The 24,400-nt window shown below is 48.8% G+C and carries 19 protein-coding genes and 1 riboswitch; of the genes, 14 read left to right on the forward strand and 5 right to left on the reverse strand.

Features of this window, described 5'->3' with window-relative positions; translation table 11 throughout:
- Positions 1-52: 52 nt before the first annotated feature.
- Positions 53-838 carry a cobalt ECF transporter T component CbiQ gene (gene cbiQ / locus AC0THY_RS10985; RefSeq protein WP_489990647.1) on the reverse strand — a complete coding sequence of 262 codons (786 nt, stop codon included), beginning with the start codon at positions 836-838 and terminating at the stop codon, positions 53-55.
- Between the two features lie 170 nt (positions 839-1,008).
- Positions 1,009-1,192, reverse strand: a riboswitch (cobalamin riboswitch).
- 86 nt (positions 1,193-1,278) lie between these two features.
- Here cbiQ and hemA point away from each other — a divergent pair.
- From hemA to hemL, 9 genes are all read left to right on the forward strand, one after another.
- The gene (hemA, locus tag AC0THY_RS10990; RefSeq protein WP_489990648.1) at positions 1,279-2,550 is read left to right on the forward strand and encodes a glutamyl-tRNA reductase; all 1,272 of its coding nucleotides are present in this window, start codon (positions 1,279-1,281) and stop codon (positions 2,548-2,550) included.
- A complete protein-coding gene (gene hemC, locus AC0THY_RS10995) occupies positions 2,540-3,442 on the forward strand; it encodes a hydroxymethylbilane synthase (protein ID WP_489990649.1) in 903 nt (300 codons plus the stop codon). Before hemA ends, hemC begins: the two co-directional genes overlap by 11 nt.
- A 180-nt stretch (positions 3,443-3,622) precedes the next feature.
- Positions 3,623-4,615 (forward strand): biotin synthase BioB, encoded by a 993-nt coding sequence (locus tag AC0THY_RS11000; RefSeq protein WP_489990650.1) that lies wholly within the window; start codon positions 3,623-3,625, stop codon positions 4,613-4,615.
- Between the two features lie 9 nt (positions 4,616-4,624).
- Positions 4,625-5,578 (forward strand): ABC transporter substrate-binding protein, encoded by a 954-nt coding sequence (locus AC0THY_RS11005; RefSeq protein ID WP_489990651.1) that lies wholly within the window; start codon positions 4,625-4,627, stop codon positions 5,576-5,578.
- Positions 5,568-6,362 carry an ABC transporter permease gene (locus AC0THY_RS11010; RefSeq protein WP_489990652.1) on the forward strand — a complete coding sequence of 265 codons (795 nt, stop codon included), beginning with the start codon at positions 5,568-5,570 and terminating at the stop codon, positions 6,360-6,362. Before AC0THY_RS11005 ends, AC0THY_RS11010 begins: the two co-directional genes overlap by 11 nt.
- An 11-nt stretch (positions 6,363-6,373) precedes the next feature.
- Positions 6,374-7,156, forward strand: coding sequence for an ABC transporter ATP-binding protein (locus AC0THY_RS11015; protein ID WP_489990653.1), 783 nt, complete (start codon positions 6,374-6,376; stop codon positions 7,154-7,156).
- 107 nt (positions 7,157-7,263) lie between these two features.
- On the forward strand, positions 7,264-8,811 hold the full coding sequence (gene cobA / locus AC0THY_RS11020; RefSeq protein ID WP_489990654.1) for a uroporphyrinogen-III C-methyltransferase: 1,548 nt from the start codon (positions 7,264-7,266) through the stop codon (positions 8,809-8,811).
- Positions 8,799-9,782 (forward strand): porphobilinogen synthase, encoded by a 984-nt coding sequence (gene hemB, locus AC0THY_RS11025; protein WP_489990655.1) that lies wholly within the window; start codon positions 8,799-8,801, stop codon positions 9,780-9,782. Before cobA ends, hemB begins: the two co-directional genes overlap by 13 nt.
- Positions 9,782-11,053 carry a glutamate-1-semialdehyde 2,1-aminomutase gene (hemL, locus tag AC0THY_RS11030; protein WP_489990656.1) on the forward strand — a complete coding sequence of 424 codons (1,272 nt, stop codon included), beginning with the start codon at positions 9,782-9,784 and terminating at the stop codon, positions 11,051-11,053. Before hemB ends, hemL begins: the two co-directional genes overlap by 1 nt.
- On the opposite strand, the gene AC0THY_RS11035 is transcribed toward hemL, so the two are convergent.
- From AC0THY_RS11035 to AC0THY_RS11050, 4 genes are all read right to left on the reverse strand, one after another.
- Positions 11,048-11,650: a LuxR C-terminal-related transcriptional regulator gene (locus AC0THY_RS11035; protein ID WP_489990657.1), complete on the reverse strand. Its 603-nt coding sequence runs from the start codon at positions 11,648-11,650 to the stop codon at positions 11,048-11,050. The two genes, hemL and AC0THY_RS11035, sit on opposite strands and share 6 nt — an antisense overlap.
- Positions 11,628-13,199: a sensor histidine kinase gene (locus AC0THY_RS11040; RefSeq protein ID WP_489990658.1), complete on the reverse strand. Its 1,572-nt coding sequence runs from the start codon at positions 13,197-13,199 to the stop codon at positions 11,628-11,630. The genes AC0THY_RS11035 and AC0THY_RS11040 overlap by 23 nt, the downstream gene beginning before the upstream one ends.
- Positions 13,200-13,338: 139 nt before the next feature.
- The gene (locus AC0THY_RS11045; RefSeq protein WP_489990659.1) at positions 13,339-15,312 is read right to left on the reverse strand and encodes an FtsX-like permease family protein; all 1,974 of its coding nucleotides are present in this window, start codon (positions 15,310-15,312) and stop codon (positions 13,339-13,341) included.
- Positions 15,309-16,076: an ABC transporter ATP-binding protein gene (locus tag AC0THY_RS11050; RefSeq protein ID WP_489990660.1), complete on the reverse strand. Its 768-nt coding sequence runs from the start codon at positions 16,074-16,076 to the stop codon at positions 15,309-15,311. The genes AC0THY_RS11045 and AC0THY_RS11050 overlap by 4 nt, the downstream gene beginning before the upstream one ends.
- A 166-nt stretch (positions 16,077-16,242) precedes the next feature.
- Here AC0THY_RS11050 and AC0THY_RS11055 point away from each other — a divergent pair, with 166 nt between their 5' ends.
- The 5 genes from AC0THY_RS11055 (at position 16,243) to AC0THY_RS11075 (ending at position 24,226) form a co-directional block, all read left to right on the forward strand.
- On the forward strand, positions 16,243-16,914 hold the full coding sequence (locus AC0THY_RS11055) for a response regulator transcription factor (RefSeq protein ID WP_489990661.1): 672 nt from the start codon (positions 16,243-16,245) through the stop codon (positions 16,912-16,914).
- The gene (locus tag AC0THY_RS11060; RefSeq protein WP_489990662.1) at positions 16,911-18,110 is read left to right on the forward strand and encodes a sensor histidine kinase; all 1,200 of its coding nucleotides are present in this window, start codon (positions 16,911-16,913) and stop codon (positions 18,108-18,110) included. Before AC0THY_RS11055 ends, AC0THY_RS11060 begins: the two co-directional genes overlap by 4 nt.
- A 97-nt stretch (positions 18,111-18,207) precedes the next feature.
- Positions 18,208-18,891 carry an ABC transporter ATP-binding protein gene (locus AC0THY_RS11065; protein WP_489990663.1) on the forward strand — a complete coding sequence of 228 codons (684 nt, stop codon included), beginning with the start codon at positions 18,208-18,210 and terminating at the stop codon, positions 18,889-18,891.
- Positions 18,892-18,896: 5 nt separating this feature from the next.
- Positions 18,897-21,107, forward strand: a complete 2,211-nt coding sequence (locus tag AC0THY_RS11070) for an ABC transporter permease (RefSeq protein ID WP_489990664.1) — start codon at positions 18,897-18,899, stop codon at positions 21,105-21,107.
- A 974-nt stretch (positions 21,108-22,081) separates the two neighbouring features.
- On the forward strand, positions 22,082-24,226 hold the full coding sequence (locus AC0THY_RS11075) for a recombinase family protein (protein ID WP_489990665.1): 2,145 nt from the start codon (positions 22,082-22,084) through the stop codon (positions 24,224-24,226).
- Positions 24,227-24,400: the final 174 nt, after the last annotated feature.

Raw genomic sequence — 24,400 nt, forward strand, 5'->3', positions numbered from 1 at the left:
GATTTGAAATGGAATTTTACATGTAACTGTGAAGGGACTGAACAGTTACGAATCAGTAATGTATTCCAAAGCTTCTAAGTAGAATAGAGATAGAGATCAAAGCTGCCTCCAAAGCAATGATATATATAATATGCCGCTTCTTATATGTAAAACTCTCATTCAGAACCCTCAGCTTTCCGTCGTAGCACCGGGACTCCATCGCATCGTAGAGAATATTGGACTTTTTAAAGGACCGCACAAAAAGGGCGGACGCCAGACTTCCAAAGGACTGGCAGGAGGTCTTAAAGTTTACGTTGCCGAGCCTGGAATGCTGGGCAGTGCTCAGTGAATCCGCAATATCAAAGAGCACGAAGATAAACCGGTAGATCAGAAGCATCAGCTCGATTAAAAGATCCGGGCAGTGTATTCTCTTAAAGACACTCAGAATATCTGTGATGGGGGTGGACAGCGATAAAAAATACAGGCAGGACACACTGGCCAGCGCCGTCAAAATCAGCTGGGCCGCCCGCAGAAGGGAGGCTTTGGTACTTGTAATATAGATCCCGCCTATGGGAATGGCAAAGGCATCCATGGGAGTTTTTGAAAAGTTTGCGATAATGGCCAGGGTGCTCAGAAACAGGAAGATTAAAGGCAGCCGCATCAGATACAGATACCTGGAAAAAGGGATGCCTCCCCTACAGACCGTGACATAGCCCATAATTCCCAATACCAGCAGGGAGAGCACAATGGACCTGTCCGCAATACAGAAAATCAGGGTCAGGATACTAAACGCACACTTCGTCTCCGCGTTCACGTAGCGGAGTTTGGAATTATAACAGAGTTTGTCTATGATAATCATAATGCATTCCTTTCAGGAGAACTTACCACTACAATGCTCTCCCCTCGGAGCATTTTTTGATTCACAGGAGTTATTTTCCTGAAATTAAAAAATGCCTGCTTTTTTATTAAGACAGGCACGTAATTTTCCCAATAGAGAAATACAGCACCTAGTCATCGTTCGTAACTATGTGAATTTCCAAGCGTCAGGCAGGTCTTCTGACTTTGAGCCATCACACACCGTTTTGTCTTCCCGCTTTCGCAGTGACTTGTAAAACGGCGCGGCTCATTACAGCGGCGTGACCGTGCGGGCATCTCACCCGGCTTTCCTATTCTCCCCTCCAAGACAAGAGGCACCTGAGGCAATTTAGTTTTGTTTTATTCTATCACCGGGGTTTAGGAATGTCAATGAAGGCCGGCGGTTTTTTACAAAAATCCCTTGATTTTGACAAGTGATGTGCTATGATAAAACAGAGTATACGGGGGAAAGGACAGACACCAGATATGAGTATTCGAATGATAGGTATTGATCACAGCACCGCTGAGATTGATATAAGAACAATTTTCTCTTTTACAAAGACGAAGTGTGCGGATGCTGTGGAGCAGATCAGCCGTAAGGAGCGGATAAACGGCTGTGTGCTCCTGTCCACCTGCAACCGGATGGAGCTCTATGTGAGTTGTGAGGAGGAGTATCAGGGGTCCCTCTATGAGCTGGTCTGCAGCATAAGGGAGCTAAATTCTGAACTCTATCGGAACTATTTTGTGTACCGGGAGGAAGAGGAGGCGGTGAGCCACCTTTTCCACCTGGCCAGCGGACTGAAGTCCAGAATACTGGGTGAGGATCAGATCCTTACCCAGGTGAAGGATGCCCTTACACTGGCCAGGGAGCACTATGCCGCCGACAATGTGCTGGAAACTCTATTCCGCACGGCAGTCACGGCTGCCAAGAAGGTCAAGACAGAGGTGGTGCTCTCCATTGCTAACCGGTCTGTGATACACCAGGCCCTTGCTACGCTTGCCCAGGAGGGGTACCAGGTGGAGGGCAGGACCTGCATGGTGATCGGAAACGGAGAGATGGGAAAACTGGCGGCAACGGTGCTCCAGCAGGCTGGAGCGGACGTTACGGTGACGGTGCGACAGTACCGCAGTGGTATTGTGGATATTCCAAGGAACTGTAAGAGAATCGATTACGGGGAGCGGATGACGCTGTTTCCAAGATGTGACTTTGTAATCAGCGCCACGGCGAGTCCCAACTATACCTTAAAGGAGCACTGCGTCCGGGAGGCAGGGCTCACCCACCCTATTGTCCTGGTGGATTTGGCAGTGCCCAGAGACATCGATCCCCTGGCGGGCCGGCTGCCGTTTGTGAAGCTGTATGATATTGATTATTTCCATGCAGATGTAGAGAACGAAAAGCTGAAGAAAAGTATTGAGTGCGCAGAAAATATCCTAAAGGAGCAGATGGAGGAATTCTATGTGTGGTATGAGTGCAGAGATATGATTCCAAAGATTCAGGGGATCAAAAAGAACGCGGTGGTGGATCTGGATCTGAGAATTCAAAAGATCATCAGGGATCTTCCAATGGAGGAACAGCAGCAGAAAGCGTTGCAGCAGAGTATAGAGACTGCGGCCAGCAAGGTGGTCAACAAAATGATGTTCGGCCTTCGGGATACAATCAGCCGGAAGGCATTTCGAGAATGTGTGGAAGGATTAGAGAAGGTTTATGAAAAATAAGATATGTATAGGCAGCAGGGAGAGCAGGCTGGCGGTGATCCAGTCTGAGATGGTCATGGACTTTATCAGAGAGAACTGTCCGGAGACGGAGCTTGAACTGCTCACCATGAAGACAACCGGGGATCTGATTTTGGACCGCACTCTCGATAAGGTGGGCGGCAAGGGACTTTTTGTGAAGGAGCTGGACCGGGCACTCATGGACAGAAGAAGTGATTTGTCGGTACACAGCCTGAAGGATATGCCCATGGAGGTGCCGAAAGAGCTTCCGATTGTGGCATTTTCCAGGCGGGAGGACCCGAGGGATGTACTGGTACTTCCAGAGGGGTGTGGCGAATGGTCACCCGGGAAACCCATCGGGTGCTCCAGCTTAAGAAGGATGATTCAGCTAAAGGAGCTGCTTCCGGAGGCGGAATTTAAGCCTGTCAGGGGGAATGTGATCACCCGTTTGGCAAAGCTGGATGCGGGAGAGTACAGTGCGCTGATATTGGCGGCAGCTGGTTTGAAGCGCCTGGGACTGGAGGAGAGGATCTCCAGATATTTTGAGCCTGAGGAAATGATCCCATCTGCCGGACAGGGGATACTGGCAGTACAGGGCCGGGCTGGCGGGGACTATGATTACCTGGAGGGATACCGGGATCGGGAGGCTTCTCTGGCGGCTGTGTGTGAGAGGGCTTTTGTGGCGGAGCTGAACGGAGGCTGCAGTTCTCCGGTTGCCGCCCACGCCCGCATTCATGGTGACAGGATAAAGCTGATCGGGCTGTACTACAATGAAGCAGACCAGGGATGGCTTCGGGGCAGCGCAGAGGACTGTGTGGAAAATGCGGAGGAACTGGGCCGCAGGCTGGCCAGGGAGCTGAGAGAAGAATATACCAGTGAGGGCGGATCACATTAGAAAGTAGAATATAAAAATTCCGAAAAGGGTTGTCTTCTTTTCGGAATTTTTTTGTACTATCAAAGGAGATCTTAAAAAGTTACAAAAAATCTATAGATTTTTTCCAATACAAAATAAACATAGTGATATAATTTTATTAGATTTAGTCTAGTAAAATTTGTCAAAGAGAGGTCTTTAGGGATGAAAGAGAAAATTCATAAGTGGAAAGAAGAAATTTTGGCAGGAAGGAAGCTGGAGAGGGAAGCTGTATTAGAGCTGCTGGCATTGGACCCGGAGTCTGAGGAGTGCAAAGCGCTGGGACACGCTGCAGGGGAAGTAGCAAAGATAGTCTCCGGAAACAGGGCCTACCTCTGGGGAGCCATGGGGATCGATTATAAGACCTGTCCTATGAACTGCGATTTTTGCTCCCTGGGGGAAAAGTGGGGAATTGTACAGCAGGAAAAAGAATTCTCTATGGAGGAAATCATAGAAAATGTACGGTGGTATGCAAAAAACAAAGTGCGCTGGATCGTACTTCGGACAACAGAGTTTTACAGCTTAGACCAGTTGGAGGAGCTGATTGGGCGGATTCGAAACGCCGTTCCAGGAGCATACGAGATAGGGCTCAACGTGGGTGAATTTGACGAAAAGAAAGCTGTAAAGCTCTATGAGAGGGGGGTGCAATTTATCTATCACTCGCTGAGGCTGGGTGAGGGAAAGGATACTCTCTTTGATCCCCAGGTGAGAAAAAACACGCTAAACGCGGTGAAGAATTCACCTCTGAAGCTGGTCTTTTTGGTAGAACCCATTGGTGTGGAACACACAAATGAGGAGATTGCGGACATCTGCCAGATGACCATTGACTATGGTGCCATCGTGTCCGGTGCTATGGCCAGGGTTCCGGTTCCCGGAACACCTCTGGGCAGATATCCGCAGATCAGCCAAAAGAGGCTTGCCCAGATCATTGCTGTGATCCGACTGGCTTGCGGATGGCAGGTAAAAGATATATGTGTTCACCCGGCCAGTGAGACAGCGGTGGCCTGGGGCGCCAATGTGGTTGTGGTGGAGACAGGTTCCGTGCCAAGGGACAGGTGCTGTTTCCCTAAAGAAAAATGGAACAGCTTTGATGTGGAACAGGCGGCGGGTTGGTTTCAGACAGAGGGATTTAAGGTGTGCAGCATGGCAGAGGATTAGGAGGAGCGTATGAAGCGATTTTTAACTGTTTTACTGGCAACTGCGATATTGACCTTAGGAATTGCAGCATGCGGGAAGAAGGAAGACACAAGTGCAGCTGTGGGGTCCTGGCAGACAGCACAGACGATTCAGCCATTTTTCTATGGGGAGTACCTGGAGGACGGTTACGAGGTTGAGGTACTGCCTTTTACCAATCCGGGTGATCAGAAGACTGCCCTGCTGGCTGGGGAACTGGACATGACAGGAACTACGATGGTAACTGCCATTACCGCTGCCGAAAAGGGGGAACCCATCCGGATCGTCGCCGGACTGTGTAATAAGTGTTCAGCCCTGGTGGTAAAAAAGGATTCCGGCATAAAAAAGCCGGAGGATTTAAAAGGAAAGCACATTGCCTATGTTCCCGGAACCATGCACCATGCCCTTCTGCTGGAGGTGCTTAAGAGAGCCGGATTGGATGCTGATAAGGATGTGGAGCTGCTTCAGATTGACTTCTTTGACATGGGCCAGGCATTGAGGGAGGGCAGCATCGATGCCTTTCTGAGCGGGGAGCCATACCCCTCGGAGGCGCTTTTGGACGGATATGGAGAGATATTAGAGTATCCATATTTTGACGACAGCATAGGAACCATTAATGCAGCCATGATTGTCAGGGAAGAGACCATCCGGGAGGAGCCTGGAAAAGTACAGGCCCTGGTCAACGCCCATGTAAAGGCCACCAGGGCCCTTCAGGAGGATGAACAAAAGTGGCTGGACGCTGCCTATAAGTTCGGAACTTCAAAGGAGGTTATGGATATCGCGAAAGAAAATATGGAACTGGGGTGGGACATTGACCAGGACTTTATTACCCATACAAAGGCTCTTGCAAAAAAGATGAAGGAGCTGGGAATTATCCGGGAGGTACCGGATGTAGACGCGATGTTTGACCTGTCATTTTTAGAGAAGGCAGAGCAAGATGAAAAATAGTTTAAAATATTGGGTGAGCTGGCTGCTGCCGGCCCTCCTGTGCGCGGTATGGATACTGGCCGCTGAGGCAGGGGGGAAGGAGAGCTATGCGCTCCCCTCACCCAGACAGCTGTTACTGGTGGTATATGATTTTTTGACGGGAACTTTGGAGCTGACCCCCTATTCAGGACAGCTGCCGGAGCATTTGGGCAGAAGCGCATTTCGGGTACTCAAGGGTTTTTTGCTGGCAGGAGGTCTGGGAATCACTATGGGTTTTCTGACGGGCAGACTTCCTTTTTTCAGGAGAATGACCGATCCGCTGGTTCAGGCAGTGAGGGCAATCCCGGGGATAGGCTTTCTGCCGATTTCTATTGTATGGTTCGGCGTGGGAGAGAAAAACACCCTGTTTCTGATCACACTGGCTGCTTTTTTTCCGATCTACTTAAATACCCAGGAGGGGGCTGCCTCTATTCCGGAGGATTATTTGAGAAGCGGAAGGATGCTGGGAGCAAGAAAGGCCTCCCTGTTTTGGCATGTCATCCTTCCGGCAGCGGTTCCCCAGGTATTTGTGGGGCTGAGACTGGGTCTGGGAGTGGCCTGGGCTTATCTGGTGCTGGGGGAGATGACCGGTGTGTCCAAGGGCATCGGAGCAGTGATGATGAATGGAAGAATGCTGGGAAATGTGGAGCTGGTCATGACCGGAATGATCGTCATCGCAGCTGCAGGGAAACTGACGGATTATCTGCTGCTCAAAGTGTATGAACTGGCCTATCCGGGGCCGAAGAGAACGGGTATCAAAGGATAGGAGGGGAGATTATGGTGAAGAGAGCAGAATGTCTGCTGGAACTTAAAAATGTGGGAAAGCGTTTTCTCTCTCCCGGCAGCAAAACCCTTCAGGTGCTTGAACACGTGGATCTGAACGTAGGGAGGGGGGAACTCATTGCCATACTGGGGCCAAGCGGCTGTGGAAAGAGCACCCTGCTGAATATCATAGCGGGATTTGAGAAAGCGGACCAGGGCGAAGTCCTCCTGGAGGAGAAACCTGTGCAAGGACCGTCCAGCCAGAGAGGAGTGGTTTTCCAAAATGCAGTTCTGTTTCCGTGGCTGACGGTGGAGGAGAACATTGCCTTTGGACTCAGAGAGAACAGGATACCCAAGGAGGAACGGGAAAAGAGAATCCGCAGATATCTCAGGCTGATGCATCTTGAGGGGTATGAAAACTACTATGGGGATCAGCTCTCAGGCGGGATGCAGCAGCGCGCATCCATGGCCAGGGTCCTTGTGCTACAACCCCAGATTTTGCTGATGGATGAGCCATTTTCCGCGCTGGATGTGGTTCTGCGGCACAGTATGCAGAAGCTGGTGGCAGAGATCCGCAGGGAATTGTCCCAGACCATCCTGCTTGTGACGCACGACATTGAGGAGGCCCTTCTTCTGGCTGACCGTATTTACGTGATGGGACCCTGCCCCAGAGGTATTCTTCAGGAGATTGAAGTGCCAAGGGGGGAGGAGCTGAAGCTTTCGAGAGAGCTCTTTTCGTTAAAAAACTACATCATGGAGCTTTTTATAGAAAATTATGAAAATGACTTTCCCAAATAGGCGGCAGCGTTTATAATAATATATAGAAAATACAGTCCCCCTTGTTTTGGAGAAGAAAACAAGGGGGAAAATAGTGCGGTGTCTGAATCGAGAAAGGAAGGAAAAGCATGACAGGAAAAGTATGGCTGATAGGGGCAGGGCCTTCAGATCCCGGTCTTTTTACATTAAAGGGAAAGAAGGTACTAAGCGAAGCGCAAGTGGTTGTTTATGATGCCCTGGTAGGCCAGGGGGTATTGAATATGATTCCGGAGGGTGCCCAGCTCATTGATGTGGGAAAACGGGCCAGCCGCCACACCATGCCCCAGGAGGAGATCAACCGAGTGCTGGTTGACAAGGCCAAGGAGGGAAAGCGGGTGGTACGTTTAAAAGGGGGCGACCCCTTTCTGTTTGGACGGGGAGGGGAAGAGCTGGAGCTGCTGACACAGGAGCAGATTCCCTTTGAAGTAATCCCGGGCGTGACCTCTGCCCTGGCAGTTCCCGCATACAACGGGATTCCGGTAACGCACAGGGATTTTTGTTCTTCCCTGCACATCATCACCGGACATAAGAAGCAGGGGGAGTGCTATGACATTGATTTTGAGGCCCTGGTCCGCACAGAGGGGACCCTGGTATTTTTGATGGGAGTTACCGCACTCAGAGATATCTGTGACGGCCTGATTGCCAATGGGATGGACCCGGATATGCCTGCTGCAATATTGCAGAAAGGGACTACCGCGGACCAGAAACGGGTGGTTGCTACTGTGGCCACCCTGAAAGAGGAGTCAGACCGCCAGGGGGTGGAGACGCCGGCCATTATTGTAGTCGGAAAAGTGTGCGCCCTGGCGGACAAGTTCGCATGGTATGAACATCTGCCTCTGGCAGGGAAAAAGATTCTGGTGACAAGACCCAGGGAGTTGATTTCTTCCATGGCGGCAAAGCTAAGGGAAAAGGGGGCGGAGGTGCTGGAGCTTCCCGCAATCCGTACAATACCAATCCGTCCGAATCCTGCATTGGAGGCATGTTTTGAGAAGCTGGGCAGATATCACTGGGTAGTCTTTACCAGTCCGACGGGAGTTAATATATTTTTTGACGCATTGAAACAGGCGGGAAGGGATATCCGCGTGCTGGCAGGGGCAAAGCTGGCAGCCATCGGCAGCGGAACCGGGAAGGCGCTGGAGGCCAGAGGCCTGTTTGCGGATCTGATACCGGATATCTATGATGGGGAGGCGTTGGGACGAGCCCTTGCACAGGTGTGCAGGCCGGGAGAGCGGATACTGATCCCCCGGGCAGCCATCGGAAACCGGGAGCTGACGGAGGAACTGAGTAAAGTGGAGCATTTGGAGGTGGAGGATATCGCCACCTATGACACTTGTTACGAGTCCCAGGAGCTGATTGATGAGCGTATGGAGTTTGAGCAGGGCAGGATTGATTACGCGGTGTTTACCAGCGCATCCACGGTAAAAGGATTTGCCCGGGCAGTAGAGGGCCTTGATTACAGCAAGGTGAAGGCAGTGTGCATTGGAAAACAGACGAAAGCCGCAGCAGATGCTCTGGGGATGGAAACTTACATGGCCAGACAGGCTACCATGGACAGCGTAGCAGCGTGTGTGGAGTCTCTGTGCGGGGACAGAAAAAATAAAGTTGAACAGGAAGGTGACGGACAATGGATATGTTAATCAGACCCAGAAGGATCAGAGGCAGTGAGGTGCTGCGCAGGATGGTGCGGGAGACCAGAGTGGACAAGTCTTCTCTGATCTATCCCATGTTTGTGCGCGAGGGCAGCAATGTGGAGGAGGAGATTCCCTCCATGGAAGGACAGTACCGCTACAGTGTGGATCGGATGGGGTTTGAGCTGGAGCGCCTGGAAAAGGCGGGAGTCAGCAGTGTGATGCTCTTTGGAATCCCTGAGCACAAGGATGAGGCAGGCAGCGGAGCCTATGCAGAGGACGGAATTGTGCAGCGGGCGCTTAAAGAGGCAAAAAAGAACTTTCCACAGATGTATCTGGTTACAGATGTATGTATGTGTGAGTACACCTCACACGGACACTGCGGGGTGCTCACAGGCTGCGATGTGGAAAATGATGAGACCCTGAAGCTTTTGGCAAAGACGGCTCTCTCCCATGTGGAGGCCGGAGCGGATATGGTGGCGCCCTCTGATATGATGGACGGCCGGGTGAAAGCCATCCGTCAGTGCCTGGATCAGGCAGGGCACAAGGAGACGCCCATCATGTCCTATGCGGTCAAATATGCATCCGCATTCTACGGTCCCTTTAGAGATGCAGCGGGGTCTGCCCCTGCCTTTGGAGACCGAAAGACTTATCAGATGGATTTCCACAACCGAAGGGAGGGCATCAAGGAAGCCCTGCTGGATGTGGAAGAGGGGGCTGATATCATTATGGTGAAGCCAGCTCTGTCATATCTGGATGTGATCCGGGAGGTGGCGGACACGGTTCACACACCTGTAGCTGCATACAGTGTGAGCGGTGAGTACGCGATGGTGAAAGCAGGGGCAAAGATGGGATGGATTGAGGAAGACCGCATCATCTGTGAGATGGCAGCGAGCGCGTACCGGGCCGGCACGGACATCTACATCACCTATTTCGCAAAAGAGCTTGCAGGATTTATGAGGGAAGGGAGAATCGGATAATGACCAGATCAGAGACACTTTTTCAGGAGGCAGTTCAGTACATTCCGGGAGGAGTCAACAGCCCGGTGCGGGCTTTTGGAAGCGTGGGGGAGACGCCACGCTTTATCGAACGGGCCGATGGCTCCCATATCTTTGACGCAGATGGAAGGGAGTATATTGATTTTATTGGCTCCTGGGGTCCCATGATTTTGGGACATAACCATCCAGCAGTGAGGCAGAGTGTGGCAGAGGCCTGCAAAAATGGGCTGAGCTTCGGAGCTGCCACAGAGCGGGAAGTGGAGATGGCAAAGCTGATCTGCCAGATTGTACCTTCCGTTGAGATGGTCCGCATGGTCAACTCCGGGACAGAGGCTGTGATGAGCGCTGTCCGGGCGGCGAGGGGGTACACGGGGAGAAGCAAAATTGTAAAATTTATGGGATGCTATCATGGACATTCTGATGCCATGCTGGTGAAAGCAGGATCAGGAGTTATGACTGCAGGAGTGCCCGACAGCGCGGGCGTTCCTGCAGGATGCACTCAGGATACCCTCTCGGCAGTGTACAACGACCTGTCCAGCGTGGAGAGTCTGTTTCAACAGTTCGGCGGGGAGATCGCCGCAGTGATCGTGGAGCCTGTGGGAGCGAACATGGGCGTGGTGCCCCCCGAAAAGGGCTTTCTGGAAGGCCTTCGCTCCATCTGCGACCAATATAAGAGCGTATTGATTTTCGACGAGGTGATCACCGGGTTCCGTTTGGGAATCGATGGGGCACAGGGATACTTTGGAGTGAAGGCTGACCTGACCACATTTGGGAAAATCATAGGAGCAGGAATGCCGGTGGGCGCTTATGGAGGCAGACGCGAGATTATGGAGATGGTTGCACCGGTGGGAACCGTTTACCAGGCAGGAACCCTCAGCGGGAACCCGGTGGCTATGGCGGCAGGCCTGACCCAGCTTCAGATTCTGAGGGATCAGCCGGAAATATACAGAGAGCTGAATGCAGCTGGGGATTGGTTTTTCGAACAGATAAAAAACCAGCTGAGGGAAAAGGGGCTGAGATGGCAGGTAAATCATGTTGGTTCCCTGGGATGTATATTCTTTACAGAGCTTCCTGTCACAAACTATGCCTCTGCCAAGACATCCGACACAGGAAAATATGCCTCTTATTTCAGAAAGATGCTGGAGCAGGGAATCTATTTGGCTCCGGCTCAGTTCGAGGCAATGTTCCTCTCGGCTGCACATACCAGGGAAGAACTGGAAATCACATTAGAATGTATCAAAAAGGTATTATAGGGGCGGTATATAGCCTGACTGAAGCCCTTTTGTGACAGCCTCCACGGCAGAATTGACCTGTAATTTCTCAAAAATATGCTGCAGATGATTGGATACGGTGCGTTCGCTCATATAAAGACGGGCGGCAATCTCCTTTCTCCTGATCCCCGCAGCTACCAATGTGAGCACTTGCTTTTCCGTTTCTGTCAGATCCTCGATGACACCAGGATCTGCGGGAAAGCAGGTGCTTCCTCTTTGTACGGCCAGCAGGAGACGGACAAGTTCCTCCGGTTCCACCTCCTTGCTGATGAATCCCCGGGCACCGATTTTTCTGGCTTCCTTGCGGTAAGCAGGAAGGTCATAACCAGACAGGATGACGATTTTCAGATCCGGAAACTGTCCCAGAAGCCGTTTTGCCAGTACCAGCCCATCTTCCTGGGTAAGACGGCCCAGATTGATATCCACCAGCAGGATGTCCGGCGGCTGTGTTAAAAGCAGAGCATTCAGGTGCTCCACATCCTTAGTGCTGTAAAAACGTTCAATCTCAGGAAAGTCTGACAGCGCGATGGATAGGCTTGATGCAAATAGGGTATGGTCATCGAGCAATAAAATTTTCATAGGAATTTTCTCCTTTCATTGGCATGGACACGGTAATCCTGGTTCCGGTTTCCGGTGTGGAACAGATCGTGAAGCGTCCACCCAGCAGCCGGACCTGCTCCTGTATGGAGTTCAGTCCCCTGTGCTCGGAGTGATTACAGGAATAAGCCTCAAATCCATGTCCATTGTCCGAAACTTCCAAGAAAATTTGCCCGTTTTTTTGAAGAAGTGTCACCTGGATGTTGTCCGCGCATGAATGTTTTCCTGCATTCGTAACCAGCTCTTTTATCATCCGGTAGAGGAGCATTGTATAGGGTTCTACCAAAAAGAGAGAGTCGTCACAGTCCAGAGATATTGACGTGGAGGAATGTTCTGACAGCGTATCCAGCAGATTGCGGAGATTTTCCTTTAAAGTCAGGCTCTGGGGCAGAGTGGGATGGCAGGACTGCATCTCCTGGCGGATGGAGTCACATCGTTTAGAAAGCGTTTCCTGCAATAGCTGCTGCACCTGTGGCTGGTCAGCCTTTTTTAATAAATTTTTCACAGAGAGAAGATCCTGCAGGACATCATCGTGCAGATAGTTGGAAAAATCCTTTCTCAAATCCTCCTCCCGCTTAATCTGCTGCAGCGAATACTCATAGAAATGCTGCCTGTCAATGGGACCGCAGGGATTTTCCGTTTGTCTGCAGACCTGCCTGTACAAGAGCAGATTGGACAGCATTGCCAGAAGTATGGCACATTGATATAGCAAGAGAATCCCGGCAAAAGGAATGCGAAAAACAAAAATTACAGGGACAGCTAAGAGGAGTCCGACTGAGGCTAAAAAGATGGCGTTTGTGCCTGTGAGCTCCAGAGAACTTGCCTGTTTTGGATGGCTTTTGCAGACAATCACATGAATGCTGAAAAATGCCGGCAAAAACAAAAGACAGCTTCCCATATTTTCCATATATCCAGGATATTTAAAAAAGGCGGCTGTATAGCAGGCAAAAGGTAATGCTACAAAGATGAGAGAAAGCAGCAATTCACTGCGGTGGTTTTTCAGTACAAACCAGATACGCCGCCGGTGGACCAGACCTACAAGGAGTACAAGGACCAGCGAAATAAGGGCTTGACCCAGGTAGGCAAAGGCAAATGCGCGGGGCGATATAAAATAGCATATCAGCGCGCCAATACCGAAAAGTCTGGTCAGGTACAGCAGTGCACTCCGGTACCGGTACGCGGATGCCTGAAACAGAAACATCTGGACGAAATAAACCGTCTGACACAGACATACGGGGAGCAGCAGAACAGAAAGCGCATCAGCAGCCGGAAACGGGTGAAACGCTGAGAGCAGAAACTGCCAGCCTGAAAGTAACAGTAAAAATGTAAAATGGTTCAGAGTCTGATTGTTCTGTATGTTTTTGTATGAGATATAGGCCGCGTCCGTAAAGAAGAGCGATACAATGATCAGATGCGCATAGTGTTCCGGCAAAATTACAGTTTTGCAAAAATGCAGGGCAAACAAATATGCAATGACTGACAGCTGATGGATCAGTAGTAGTATCTGTCTTGAAAAATAGTTATGCTTCATAAGTTTTCTTCAACCTCAACTTTGTATATACTAGGTACGTAACTGTTCAGGAACTTCACAGCTACATGCAAAAATCCATTTAAAATCAAATATATTGTACCCCTCTCTATCCGTAAGCGCAAGTGCAGGGATTCCCCTCTCAATTCCCAGTAATTTTATAACAGGACCTCTTTGTCAACTGATAATAAATAAAGTATATCAGAGAAAACATTGCCATTGCGAACAGGATGGGAGCAAAGACCGCACTTCCCTTTCCAAGTAAATCGTCCATCAGCGCAGACTTGTAGCAGATGATGGCAAAGGTACTGTGCAGCATTCCAAGTAAATAAGGGAGCAGGAAATAAATCTGGATCTGCCGGCGCACAGCCCGCTTTATCATTTTACTGCTGTATCCCATCCTGCTCATAATCTCATAGTCTGGTTTATCATAGTGTGCGGCAGAGATATTCTGAAAGTAGAGAATGCTTCCGGTCGCGATCAGAAAGATGACAGTGGCAAAGCAGACCAGCAGCATTGTCGGGCTGTTTAGTGTGAGCATCTCATCCCAGCGGTACCATGCGGAAACCAGATAGGGATTGTCCGGCATGATCTCTTTTAGCGCGCGGTATGCAGTCTCACTTTGCCGCATCCCCTCTCCGTCAATACTGATGACCTGAATCGTTTCAGGCTGCAGTTTACTCAGCCTTTGATACAGACTGTCCGATATCACCAATGTGCCGACGCTGTTGCCAAAACCAATGGGATTGTGCAAGGTAACGTCTTTTACTGTAACACTTTCGACCAGGGATTCTCCTGAGGACAGATTATATACAGCTCCCACGTCACTCACGGAAGAATCCGGCCGGTACTTGACCAAAACACATTCGTCTATGTCCAGTGGGGAAAGCCGGGAAACAGCGCCCTGCATCGCTGTCAGTGTGTTGTAATCTGACTGGCGGATACACTCAAATCCGGGAACGCGTCCTTTTTCTGCACTGATATTATATTCTGGCGGAAGACGGTCTGACTGGGCAGAGACTTTTAAGAGCACGGTCTCGTGGCTTGCGTATGCATCAGCGCCAACGGCCTGGTTCAATGCATTCAGTGACGCCTGCTTTTGCCAGGCCTTGGTCACCCTAAACTCGAGCGCGGACGGAATGACCCGCTTAAGGGCTGCCATAGGATACCAGACAGAGAGGGTGGAAGACCCTAAGATGGACAGTGTTGCCGCGGACAGCAGGATGAGCAGAATCAATGACTTGGCGTTGGAGCGAATCCGGTGCATGAATTTTGGAACTACAATGATTGTATTCTCGCGGTAAAGAAATCCACTCCTTTGTTTCATCCTTTTGCAGGCACAGGGCAGAAAAGAATAAATAAAAAATAGAGTGCCCACCACCACACAAAAGAGTGTGAGGAGTGCAATAGGAGAAAAACCGATGGTATTCCACAGGGAACTTTTTCCTCGCGTTATATCCAGGGCAAGGCCATAGCCAAGCAGCAAAAGGACAGCTCCCAAAATGGCGGTACACCAATGTAACCGTATGGGTTTTTCCGCATTCTTCTCCAGGCGTACCATATCAAACAGCGAGGTCTTCCAAAGCAGCTTTGCATTGGAGAACGCAAGCGACAGCAGAATGACAAGGACAAATACTGCGCTGAATTTCACTGCACTGGGATTGACCAGGGGAATCCGGGTTTGGTCAACGCTTAGATCTAAAAGTGCTGTGATACCAGCAGTTAACCCCTTATGAAGCAGACTTCCGGTCAAGATCCCCACAAATAAGCCGCCTGTACTGACCAGTATATTTTCAATGGTCAAAAGCTTCAGCATTGCAGCTTTGCGATATCCCAGAAGAGCATAGATGCCCAGTTCTCTCGTGCGGCGCAGCATAAAAAACTTGTTGGAATATGACATATAGAAGATTACAAAAGCCATAATAAAGAGAGACACGGTTTTACTCATGGTTTCCACCCTGCCATCAGATGAAATTTTTTCCATGATAACCTCATTCATAGAGAACGAGAGAAAGCAGAAAAAAACCATCAGGACAAAGGAGACGGAAAAGAGATAGAGGGTGTAAAAAGAATAGTTTTGTTTTAGGTTTTTCCAGGCGATCGTGTATAATTTCATCGTGAATCCTCCCGTTTTTTGTTCTGACGTGAGGTCTCCTTTAAGATCTCCTCATAAAAATCCCGCCGGGTGCCTGAACAGCGGCTGGCCTCTAGCTCTGAGATAATCCGACCATCCTTAAAATAAAGAATACGGTCTGTATAGCTCGCAGCATAAGGATCGTGGGTGACCATGAGTATGGTTGTGCCAAGGGTACGGTTGGCTTCTGAGAGTGCCAAGAGCAGCTCTGTGGTAGAACTGGAGTCCAGCGCACCGGTCGGTTCATCCGCAAAGATGAGAGGCGGACGTTTTACAATAGCGCGGGCTGCGGCAACGCGCTGGCGCTGGCCCCCGGACAATTCACATGGATATTTGCCCAGCTGTGAGCCAATGCCGAACAGATCAGCCAATTCTTTTACATTCTTTTCTATTTCAGGGGCAGGCCTGTTTAACAGAGTCAGGGGCACGGCTATATTTTCCTGTACCGTCAGGCTGTCCAGCAGAAAATATTCCTGAAAGATAAAGCCCAGATTATTTTTCCTGAAATCGGCAGCCGCTGTCTGTCTCAGCTTCTGAATCTGGATATTACCCATGGAAATATTTCCATGGGTGGGCGCATCAATGGTGGACAGCACGTTTAAGAGGGTAGTTTTCCCGGAACCGGACGCTCCCATAATTCCCAGAAATTCGCCTTTTTTTACGCTGAAGGATACGTGGTCCAGCCCTGGCCTGGTTTGGTTTTTATACAGCTTGCTTATCTCTGTAACCTGCAATAGTATTGACATTTGATTCACTCCTAACTTTTTGGGATATCTAAAGTATAGAGAACATACAGGTACAAGACATGAGTAATTTGCGCAAATATACAAATCCACCGGCCTCTTTTTTCGGTTGACTTATATACGTTAAGAGGGTATCCTAAGATAAAAATTTGGAGTGAGGGGCAGAAAATTGAGAGATATATACTATATTGAAGATGACCAGAATATTGCGCAGATTGTCGCTGAATATCTGGAACAAAGAGCGTTCTCTGTTACTATCTTTTCTACAATCGCCCAGGCCCGGCGGGGTTTGCAAAAGCAAAAACCAGATATGTGCCTGGTTGACTGGAATATGCCGGATGGTCAGGGCGACATGCTCTGCCGTTTTATCCGTTCCAGGTGGAGTGATCTGCCGGTGATCTTCCTGACAGTGCGTGGAGACGCAGCCGATATTGTAGCTGGTTTTCAATATGGGGCGGATGATTATGTGGTAAAGCCCTTTGAACTGGAGGTATTATATTCCAGGATTCTGGCGTTGCTCCGCCGTGCCGGGAATGTTTCGGACCAGGTTCTTTCCTGCGGCAGCATCTCCATCAACGAGAGCAGAATGGCGGTATTCTGCGGGGATGATGAGATTGTTGTGAGCCAGGCCGAATACCAGCTGCTTTTGATCCTGCTGCGCAATAAGGGAAAAACAGTCAGGAGAGAAAAGCTTTTGCAGGAGGTCTGGGACAGCAGTGGCAGTTACGTAAATGATAACACGCTGACTGTGACCATGAAACGTCTGCGTGAAAAACTGCATCAGCCGTTGTGCCTGAAAACCATCCGCAGCTTTGGCTACCGTATGGAGGAGACGGAATGAGCGGCAGAAAAAATAGCACGGTTACCATTTTGTTGGTTGTTGCTGTAAGCTTGATTACAACCACACTGACTGTGCTTTTCATGTCAAAATACCATGAAGATATCCAGTTTCAAATGATTGGCGGGATCTGCCAAATGTTGACAGAGGCAGACGCCGTTGACACAGATGCACTTTTAAAAGCAGTCAAGGGTAACAGGGATAGGGTACAGGTATCCTCCGCAAAAAACTTTCTGGAGAGTTACGGATATAAGTCCTCAGATTTTACAGACAACCGATGGGAGCTTGTATATCTGATAGCCGCAATATGCTTTTGCGTGGGCATCCTGGTATTTCTGTGGTCCTTTAGGTATTGGAAAAAGAAGGAAAGTGAACGCATTCAGGGTTTGACGGATTACTTGGAGAGAGTCAATATGGGGGGACAGGAAATTTTACTTGAAGCAGAGGAGGACGATCACTCCAGGCTGCAGGATGAAATTTACAAAACCGTCACCACCCTGTATCACACCAGGGATGCCGCGCTTACGGCAAAGAGCAATTTTGCAGATAATCTGTACAATATAGCCCATCAGCTGAAGACACCCATCACTGCGATTTCACTGTCAGCCCAGATGATGGAGGAAAAGTTTGTTTCGGAGTATCCAAGGCAGATACAAAAGCAAGTGGCACGGCTGACGCATTTAGAGGAGGCGCTGTTGCTGCTATCACGCATCGACGCCGGCACACTCCCTTTTGAAAAGACAAGCATAGATGTGTTTACGCTGTTGGAACTGGCGGCAGATCATTTGCAGGAGCATTTTGTGCGCTCCGGTGTGGCGATCGATATTCCAGAGGTGAGCCCAGCGGGAGATAGCTCTGTACGAGTACTGGCTGATATGGAATGGACAATGGAAGCCATCATGAACCTGCTCAAAAATTGTATGGAGCACAGCCCGGCAGGGACAACCGTACACTGCTCTTACAGCCAAAATCCCCTGTATGTCCAGATACGGATGTGGGATGAGGGGCCTGGTTTTGAAAAAGAAGATATTCCTCATTTGTTTGAACGGTTCTACCGGGGGCAAAATGCTGTCAGAGGAGGCATCGGGATTGGCCTATCTCTTTCAAAGGCAATAATTGAGATGCAGAATGGAATCATCAGAGCCGGAAATCTGAACGAAGGCGGCGCTTATTTTGAAGTCCGTATGTACAGTCACTGAGATGTAACTTTAGCCTGTTATAATAAAAATGTACCAATAAATGTATTCGTACATATGGAAATACCATTTTCATTGTAATGGGAAAGGAGAAAAAGATATGGACATTTTAAAATGTGAAGGTGTCAGGAAGGTATACGGATTAGGAGACAATCAAGTGACGGCATTGGACGGCATTGATCTCTCTGTCAGTAAAGGTGAATTTGCAGCAATTGTGGGGGCTTCGGGTTCGGGAAAATCCACATTGCTTCATATTCTTGGAAGTGTGGACAAACCCTCCTCAGGGAAAGTTTTGATAGAGGGGAAAGATATCTCCACGTTAAATCAAACGCAGGCAGCAATCTTCCGGCGCAGAAAGGTGGGCTTGATTTATCAGTTCTATAATCTGATCCCTACGCTTACAGTGCAGAAAAATATACTTATGCCGCTTTTTTTGGATAAAAAGGCAGTAAATAAGGAATATTTTGATCAGGTAATAGACTCTCTCGGCATTGGGGATAAGCTGGAGGCTTTGCCAAGCCAGCTTTCCGGAGGACAGCAGCAGAGGGTGGCAATTGCCAGGTCTTTAATTTACCGCCCGGCTCTGCTTTTAGCAGATGAACCAACCGGTAATTTGGACCAAAAGAATTCCAGGGAAATCATTGATATGCTGAAATTGTCCAACCGCAATCTGAACCAGACCATTATACTGATCACGCACGATGAAAAGATTGCTCTGGAGGCAGAGCGTATCATAACAATTGAAGATGGCCGTATTATCAGTGATCAAAGGCAGCGGGGGTGATTTGTATGTGGAAAGATTATTCCTGGAGTTATATAAAGAATAACCGTGCTTCCAGCCTGTCCGTGACCGTGGCAGCCTTTATCTCTGCTTTACTTCTGTCTTTGCTGTGCAGCTTGTTTTACAACTTTTGGCACTATGATATTGAGGGGTTCAAATTAAAGGAAGGCGCCTGGCAGGCCAGAATTACAGGAGAGATGGATGCAAAAGATATGGCCTTAATACAGAATTTCGCCAATGTGGACCAGGCTCTCGTCAACGAAGAACTGTCCGTTAAAGAGGCAACGGTGGTAGATATTTATTTTAAAAATATGAGGACGATTTTTGATGATATGCCGCAGATTGCTGAAAATGTGGGTTTGGAGCCGGACGCAATTACATACCATTACACACTCTTGAACATGTATCTGATCCGTGACCCCGATGACCCTGCACCACGGATGATTTTCCCTTTAAATTTAGGAATAACGATCATGGCATGTTTCTCTCTGGTTATGATTATCCACAATTCCTTTGCGGTAAGTATGAATGCGCGGATTCATCAATTTGGTATTTTCTCCAGTGTGGGAGCAACACCAAGGCAGATACGGACCTGCCTGCTGCAGGAGGCAGCTTCGCTATGTGCAATACCGATTGCAGCAGGCAATCTACTCGGCATTGCACTCAGCATGGGGGTTATGGAACTGACAAACACGATAGCAAAAGATGTAGACGGGCGCCATGAGGCTGTCTGGGTGTATCATCCGCTGGTTTTCGTGTTTACCCTTGCCATCACCATTATTACTGTATGGATTTCCGCCTGGCTGCCGGCAAGGAAGATGAGCAGACTCACCCCGCTGGAAGCAATAAAAAATACAGGTGAACTTCAACTAAAAAGAAAGAAAAGTTCCCCAATATTAAATTTACTGTTTGGCACAAAGGGCGAGCTTGCCGGAAACGCATTGAAGGCACAGAAAAAGGCTTTGCGGACAGCTACACTGTCTCTGCTGTTTTCTTTTCTGGCGTTTACCCTCATGCAATGCTTTTTTACCCTTTCTAAAATCAGCCAGAGAATGACCTATTATGAAAAGTACCAGGATGCCTGGGATATCATGGTGACACTGAAGGATACGCAGATCGAATCCTTTGAAGAAACAGACGAATTGCAAAGGCTTACAGGAGTGCAAAGCGGTGTTGTATACCAGAGGGCAAAGGCGAAAAGGATTCTCACGCAGGAGGAGATAAGTGAAGATTTAACAGCCTTAAACGGTATGCGGAATGCTCCAGAAAAGTATGTGACGGATTTGGGGGACGAGTGGTTGGTGAGTGCTCCGATTGTCATACTGGACGATGCCAGTTTTCAGGCATATTGTGAGCAGATCGGCGTGACGCCACGGCTGGACGGGGCGGTAATCTTAAATCAAATTCGGGATAGTACGAACCCTGATTTCCGCAATACCGAGTATTTTTCATATGTAAAGGAAAACCAAAGTACAAGTGTCCTGCGGCAATCCGGGCAGGAGGAGATTACGGCTGAGATACCGGTGATATCTTACACCCGTGAAGTCCCGCTGCTGCGGGAGGAATACGCTACATTGGATTACTATGAACTGGTTCATTTTCTGCCGTTGTCTGTGTGGAAGGAAATAAAAGGGCAGATAGGTGGTGAGCAGGAAGATTCCTATATCCGGATTTTGGCGGATGAAAATGTGACATTGGAGGAACTGACCGCATTACAGGAAGAGGTTGGAAAGATAGTTGATGGGAAGTATGAAGTGGAAAGTGAGAACCGTATCCAGGATAAAAAATCAAATGACCAAATGATACAGGGAATGATGCTGATCATAGGAGGCTTTTGCGTGCTGCTTGCTGTTATTGGAATTGGCAATGTATTCTCCAATACCTTGGGATTTGTACGCCAGAGAAGACGGGAATTTGCCCGGTATATGTCCGTGGGGCTGACTCCGGGAGATATGAAAAAAATGTTCTGTATAGAAGCTTTAGTACTTGCAGGGCGCCCGGTGCTCATAACATTGCCGCTGACTGTGACTGCGGTTGGAATAATGATAAAGGCAAGTTATCTGGACCCTATGATCTTTATCAGGGAGGCGCCTGTGATGCCCATATTTATCTTTTTTCTGGCTGTTTTTGGGTTTGTGGCATTGGCTTATGGCATTAGCTGGAAAAGGGTGGCCAGGATAAGCTTGACGGATGCCCTGCGGGATGACACCATGATGTGACCGGCATGGCTTTATGCTGACAGCATAAAAGAAAAACAGGAGTCGGGATATATGGATAGGAAAGAGCTTGTCAATCAAAGCATTGATTACATTATGCGGCATTTAGCTGTAAAGTCGATCAAAGTGCTATAGATATAAAATTAAACCCGGCAAAAACAATCACAGACTTATCACAATGCATTTGCGATTTCTGCTTGAAGGCAGACCAGGATTGCGGTTTAGATAATGTGATGTGGATCAAATATCTATCGCTACATTGACCGGGACAATCAAAGAGTTGTAATGGACTTCTGTATTCCCGTTTCATAAGAGCAAGAATACAGAAGTCAGAACAATGACTTTCTTTCTATACTGAAGAAGTGTTTAAATTACTTCGATAGAAAGGAGGTCATTCTCTATGCTATTAAGCAAAGAAGTGAACCCTGTCATTTGGATCATACAGTACAGCGCACCGCCGGCTCTTATACACTACTGTAAAAAGTTCGGTAAGAAAAAGAGGATGCAAGCATAAAGATCGAAAGCCAATATGTTTTACCAGTGAAGATATCTTCCATTTTACGCGCAAAACGTAGCATTTTCCAGCGAGAATCTGAGGCCCTGATTTTAACGTAATAGAATTCAAAGTAACACTGAACAAGACCTTAGAAAAAGCAAATTAGCATCGTCATCATATTCTTGTGCGGCCATTGCACGGTCTGAACAGAAAAGATGAAATGTTGCTGTGAGCGTGTGAACAGTAACGATAAAATCCAACAGCAATCAAGCCAATTGTAAAATGTATTGAATGCTTCCTGGTAAATAAAGTATAATGTCTATGAGTAATGTCTACTTTTGTATAAAGATGGTTTGGAAATCAAGATTATACAAAAAGGTGGTCATTCCTCATTTTTTTGCAAACTCCCATAAAAACAAAGTTTAACAATAAAATAAGACAGTAAATGGACACTACCATAAAAAGAAAGGGGAGCTAAGATATGACAGAAAACGCACAAGAATATCTGGCGGGTTTGCAGAAGACGGTCGCGGTCAGCGCCTTAATTGAGAAAGCGATGGCGGCAAAGAAGGCGCTGGAAAGTCAGAACGCCATTGTGGAGCGTGTGGCACATCAGCGGAGCGAATTTGCCAAAGCCTTTGGCACAACGTCTATTGACACGGCACCGGTATTATCTCACCTGTGTCCTCAACGGAATCCAGGAGATTTTGTCTCCATCGCTGAAATGAATCGCACAGTATCTAAAAACGGTTCGCTCCGTGTGGCGGCTTACATCCGGGTTTCCACAGACTCCGCCGATCAGGAGAATTCCTATGAAACCCAGGATAAATACTTCAAACAGCTGTTATCGCTCAACCCGAAATGGGTTTGCGCCGGGGTTTACTCGGACTACGGTATTTCTGGCACCAGCAAACAGAAACGTACCGGTTATCAGCGTATCCTCCGGCATTGTCTGGAGGGCAAGATTGACCGGATCGTATGCAAATCCATTTCCAGATTCGCCAGGAACACCAGTGACTTCATAGCTGCGCTGGATATCCTGCATGAGTCACATGTGACCATCCTGTTTGAAAAGGAAGGCTTGGACACCGCAGACTCCACCAGCGATTTTATCCTCACGACGCTGGCTGCCATCGCCCAGGAAGAGTCACGCTCTATCTCCAGCAATATCCTCTGGGGGATACAGAAGCGTTATCCGAAAGGGCAGGTTCGGAATTATGGTATCTACGGCTATCGGTTTGCAAAAGGCGAGGGGGCGATGGAAACGCTGGAGGACGGCTACCAGATTCACCGCGTGGAGGTTGTGGAGAAGGAAGCGAAGGTGGTCCGGCGTATTTTCCATGCTGTGGATGATGGCATGTCTTACGCGGATGTCGCCCGTATGCTAAACTTTGAGCATATCAAGGCCCCTAACCACGGGAAGCCGCCAAAGAAAATACAGGGGAGGAGTACGGTTAAGCCGGGCGTGGAGACCGGCTGGACGGTGGATATGATCTCACGTATGGTTTCTCTGGAACGCTACTGTGGGGATGCGCTCCTGCAGAAAACCTACACGCCGGATTTCCTGACCCATAAGAGCAGGAAAAATAAAGGAGAGAAGCCACAGTACATGGTGCGGGACCATCATCCGGCAATCATTGACCGGGAACTGTTTGAGAGCGTGCAGATTGCAAGGAAGATTAACGCGGCAAGATGCGGAACCAGAGGCGGGGAGCGCAGAAAAAGGGCTTTTTCCGGCAGGCTGTCCTGCCCGCACTGCGGCAGAAATTACAATGTCAGGAACACCGGCCGCTATCCGATCTGGTTCTGCCCGACCATGGCGCTGAACAATGGGAAATCTATTTGCCACGCGGAGAAGATATATGAAGAACAGATCGTGCGGATGTTCCGTAAGGCGTTTATTGACCGGTTCCGGCTGCTTGCCCAGGTGGTGATGGATGATGTGAAGGTAGCAGACATCATGAGCGGACGCTATGGGGAGGATGAAGAGCAGTTCTGCCAGTTTTCCCCCCGGGCGGATGATTTTGTATCGCAGATTAGCCAGCGGCTGGAAAATATCCAAAAGACGGACTTCATGGAGCGTGACCGTGGGTTCCTGAAACGGCAGATGGATGCGCGGGAGGCTGCCATGACAGAATCCATCTGCAGAGCAAGGATGTTGCGGATGCAGAAAAATGCGCTGGAAACCCGTAGGAGACTGCAAACTGACAGTTCCGTGAAGGAGGAGGACCTCCTTTCTTGCACTAAGAGGCTGGAAGCTGAGTGCACCCATCTTACAGAAGTACAGGAGGAAAAAAGGCATCTGGAGGAGCGGCTGGCTTACCTGGAAAGGTACTGGGAGCAGGTAGAATATGACTATGAGGAGAGGGAACGGGCTCTGGCGTGGATAAAGACACTGCCAAGAGGGCAGGAAGGGACAGTGTCGTTTTTAAATGGACTTACCAGCGAGTATGTGAAGGCATTTGCCTTATCGATCACCGTCCACGACCCCTTCCATTATACGGTACACTGGTTTGACGATACGAAAACAAATGTGGAGATGTACTCCAATTTAGTAGATTACCGATATACCTCGGATTATTTTGATGGGCATCGGATGCGGCAGAAATGCAAAAGGAAAACGTGAGGCAGCTGATGGAGGCTGTCTTTTTTATCTTGAAAGAAGATAAAGCCTACGGTGTGCACTAATACATTAAGCTTGAAAACACCTCGCTAAGTGTAATATGTGTCCGGCAGATGGCAGAAGCGCGCAGATGAATTATATTATGCATAGTACACAGAAGGCGTCTTGTGGATGACG

This window comes from Ruminococcus sp. 8Y-12, assembly GCF_058119865.1.

What these genes read in the sequence shown, in the direction of transcription:
- cbiQ (WP_489990647.1), bottom strand. Translation starts at nt 838, where the DNA reads ATGATTATCATAGACAAACTCTGTTATAATTCCAAACTCCGCTACGTG.
- hemA (WP_489990648.1), top strand. Translation starts at nt 1,279, where the DNA reads ATGATAAAACAGAGTATACGGGGGAAAGGACAGACACCAGATATGAGT.
- hemC (WP_489990649.1), top strand. Translation starts at nt 2,540, where the DNA reads ATGAAAAATAAGATATGTATAGGCAGCAGGGAGAGCAGGCTGGCGGTG.
- AC0THY_RS11000 (WP_489990650.1), top strand. Translation starts at nt 3,623, where the DNA reads ATGAAAGAGAAAATTCATAAGTGGAAAGAAGAAATTTTGGCAGGAAGG.
- AC0THY_RS11005 (WP_489990651.1), top strand. Translation starts at nt 4,625, where the DNA reads ATGAAGCGATTTTTAACTGTTTTACTGGCAACTGCGATATTGACCTTA.
- AC0THY_RS11010 (WP_489990652.1), top strand. Translation starts at nt 5,568, where the DNA reads ATGAAAAATAGTTTAAAATATTGGGTGAGCTGGCTGCTGCCGGCCCTC.
- AC0THY_RS11015 (WP_489990653.1), top strand. Translation starts at nt 6,374, where the DNA reads ATGGTGAAGAGAGCAGAATGTCTGCTGGAACTTAAAAATGTGGGAAAG.
- cobA (WP_489990654.1), top strand. Translation starts at nt 7,264, where the DNA reads ATGACAGGAAAAGTATGGCTGATAGGGGCAGGGCCTTCAGATCCCGGT.
- hemB (WP_489990655.1), top strand. Translation starts at nt 8,799, where the DNA reads ATGGATATGTTAATCAGACCCAGAAGGATCAGAGGCAGTGAGGTGCTG.
- hemL (WP_489990656.1), top strand. Translation starts at nt 9,782, where the DNA reads ATGACCAGATCAGAGACACTTTTTCAGGAGGCAGTTCAGTACATTCCG.
- AC0THY_RS11035 (WP_489990657.1), bottom strand. Translation starts at nt 11,650, where the DNA reads ATGAAAATTTTATTGCTCGATGACCATACCCTATTTGCATCAAGCCTA.
- AC0THY_RS11040 (WP_489990658.1), bottom strand. Translation starts at nt 13,199, where the DNA reads ATGAAGCATAACTATTTTTCAAGACAGATACTACTACTGATCCATCAG.
- AC0THY_RS11045 (WP_489990659.1), bottom strand. Translation starts at nt 15,312, where the DNA reads ATGAAATTATACACGATCGCCTGGAAAAACCTAAAACAAAACTATTCT.
- AC0THY_RS11050 (WP_489990660.1), bottom strand. Translation starts at nt 16,076, where the DNA reads ATGTCAATACTATTGCAGGTTACAGAGATAAGCAAGCTGTATAAAAAC.
- AC0THY_RS11060 (WP_489990662.1), top strand. Translation starts at nt 16,911, where the DNA reads ATGAGCGGCAGAAAAAATAGCACGGTTACCATTTTGTTGGTTGTTGCT.
- AC0THY_RS11065 (WP_489990663.1), top strand. Translation starts at nt 18,208, where the DNA reads ATGGACATTTTAAAATGTGAAGGTGTCAGGAAGGTATACGGATTAGGA.
- AC0THY_RS11070 (WP_489990664.1), top strand. Translation starts at nt 18,897, where the DNA reads ATGTGGAAAGATTATTCCTGGAGTTATATAAAGAATAACCGTGCTTCC.
- AC0THY_RS11075 (WP_489990665.1), top strand. Translation starts at nt 22,082, where the DNA reads ATGACAGAAAACGCACAAGAATATCTGGCGGGTTTGCAGAAGACGGTC.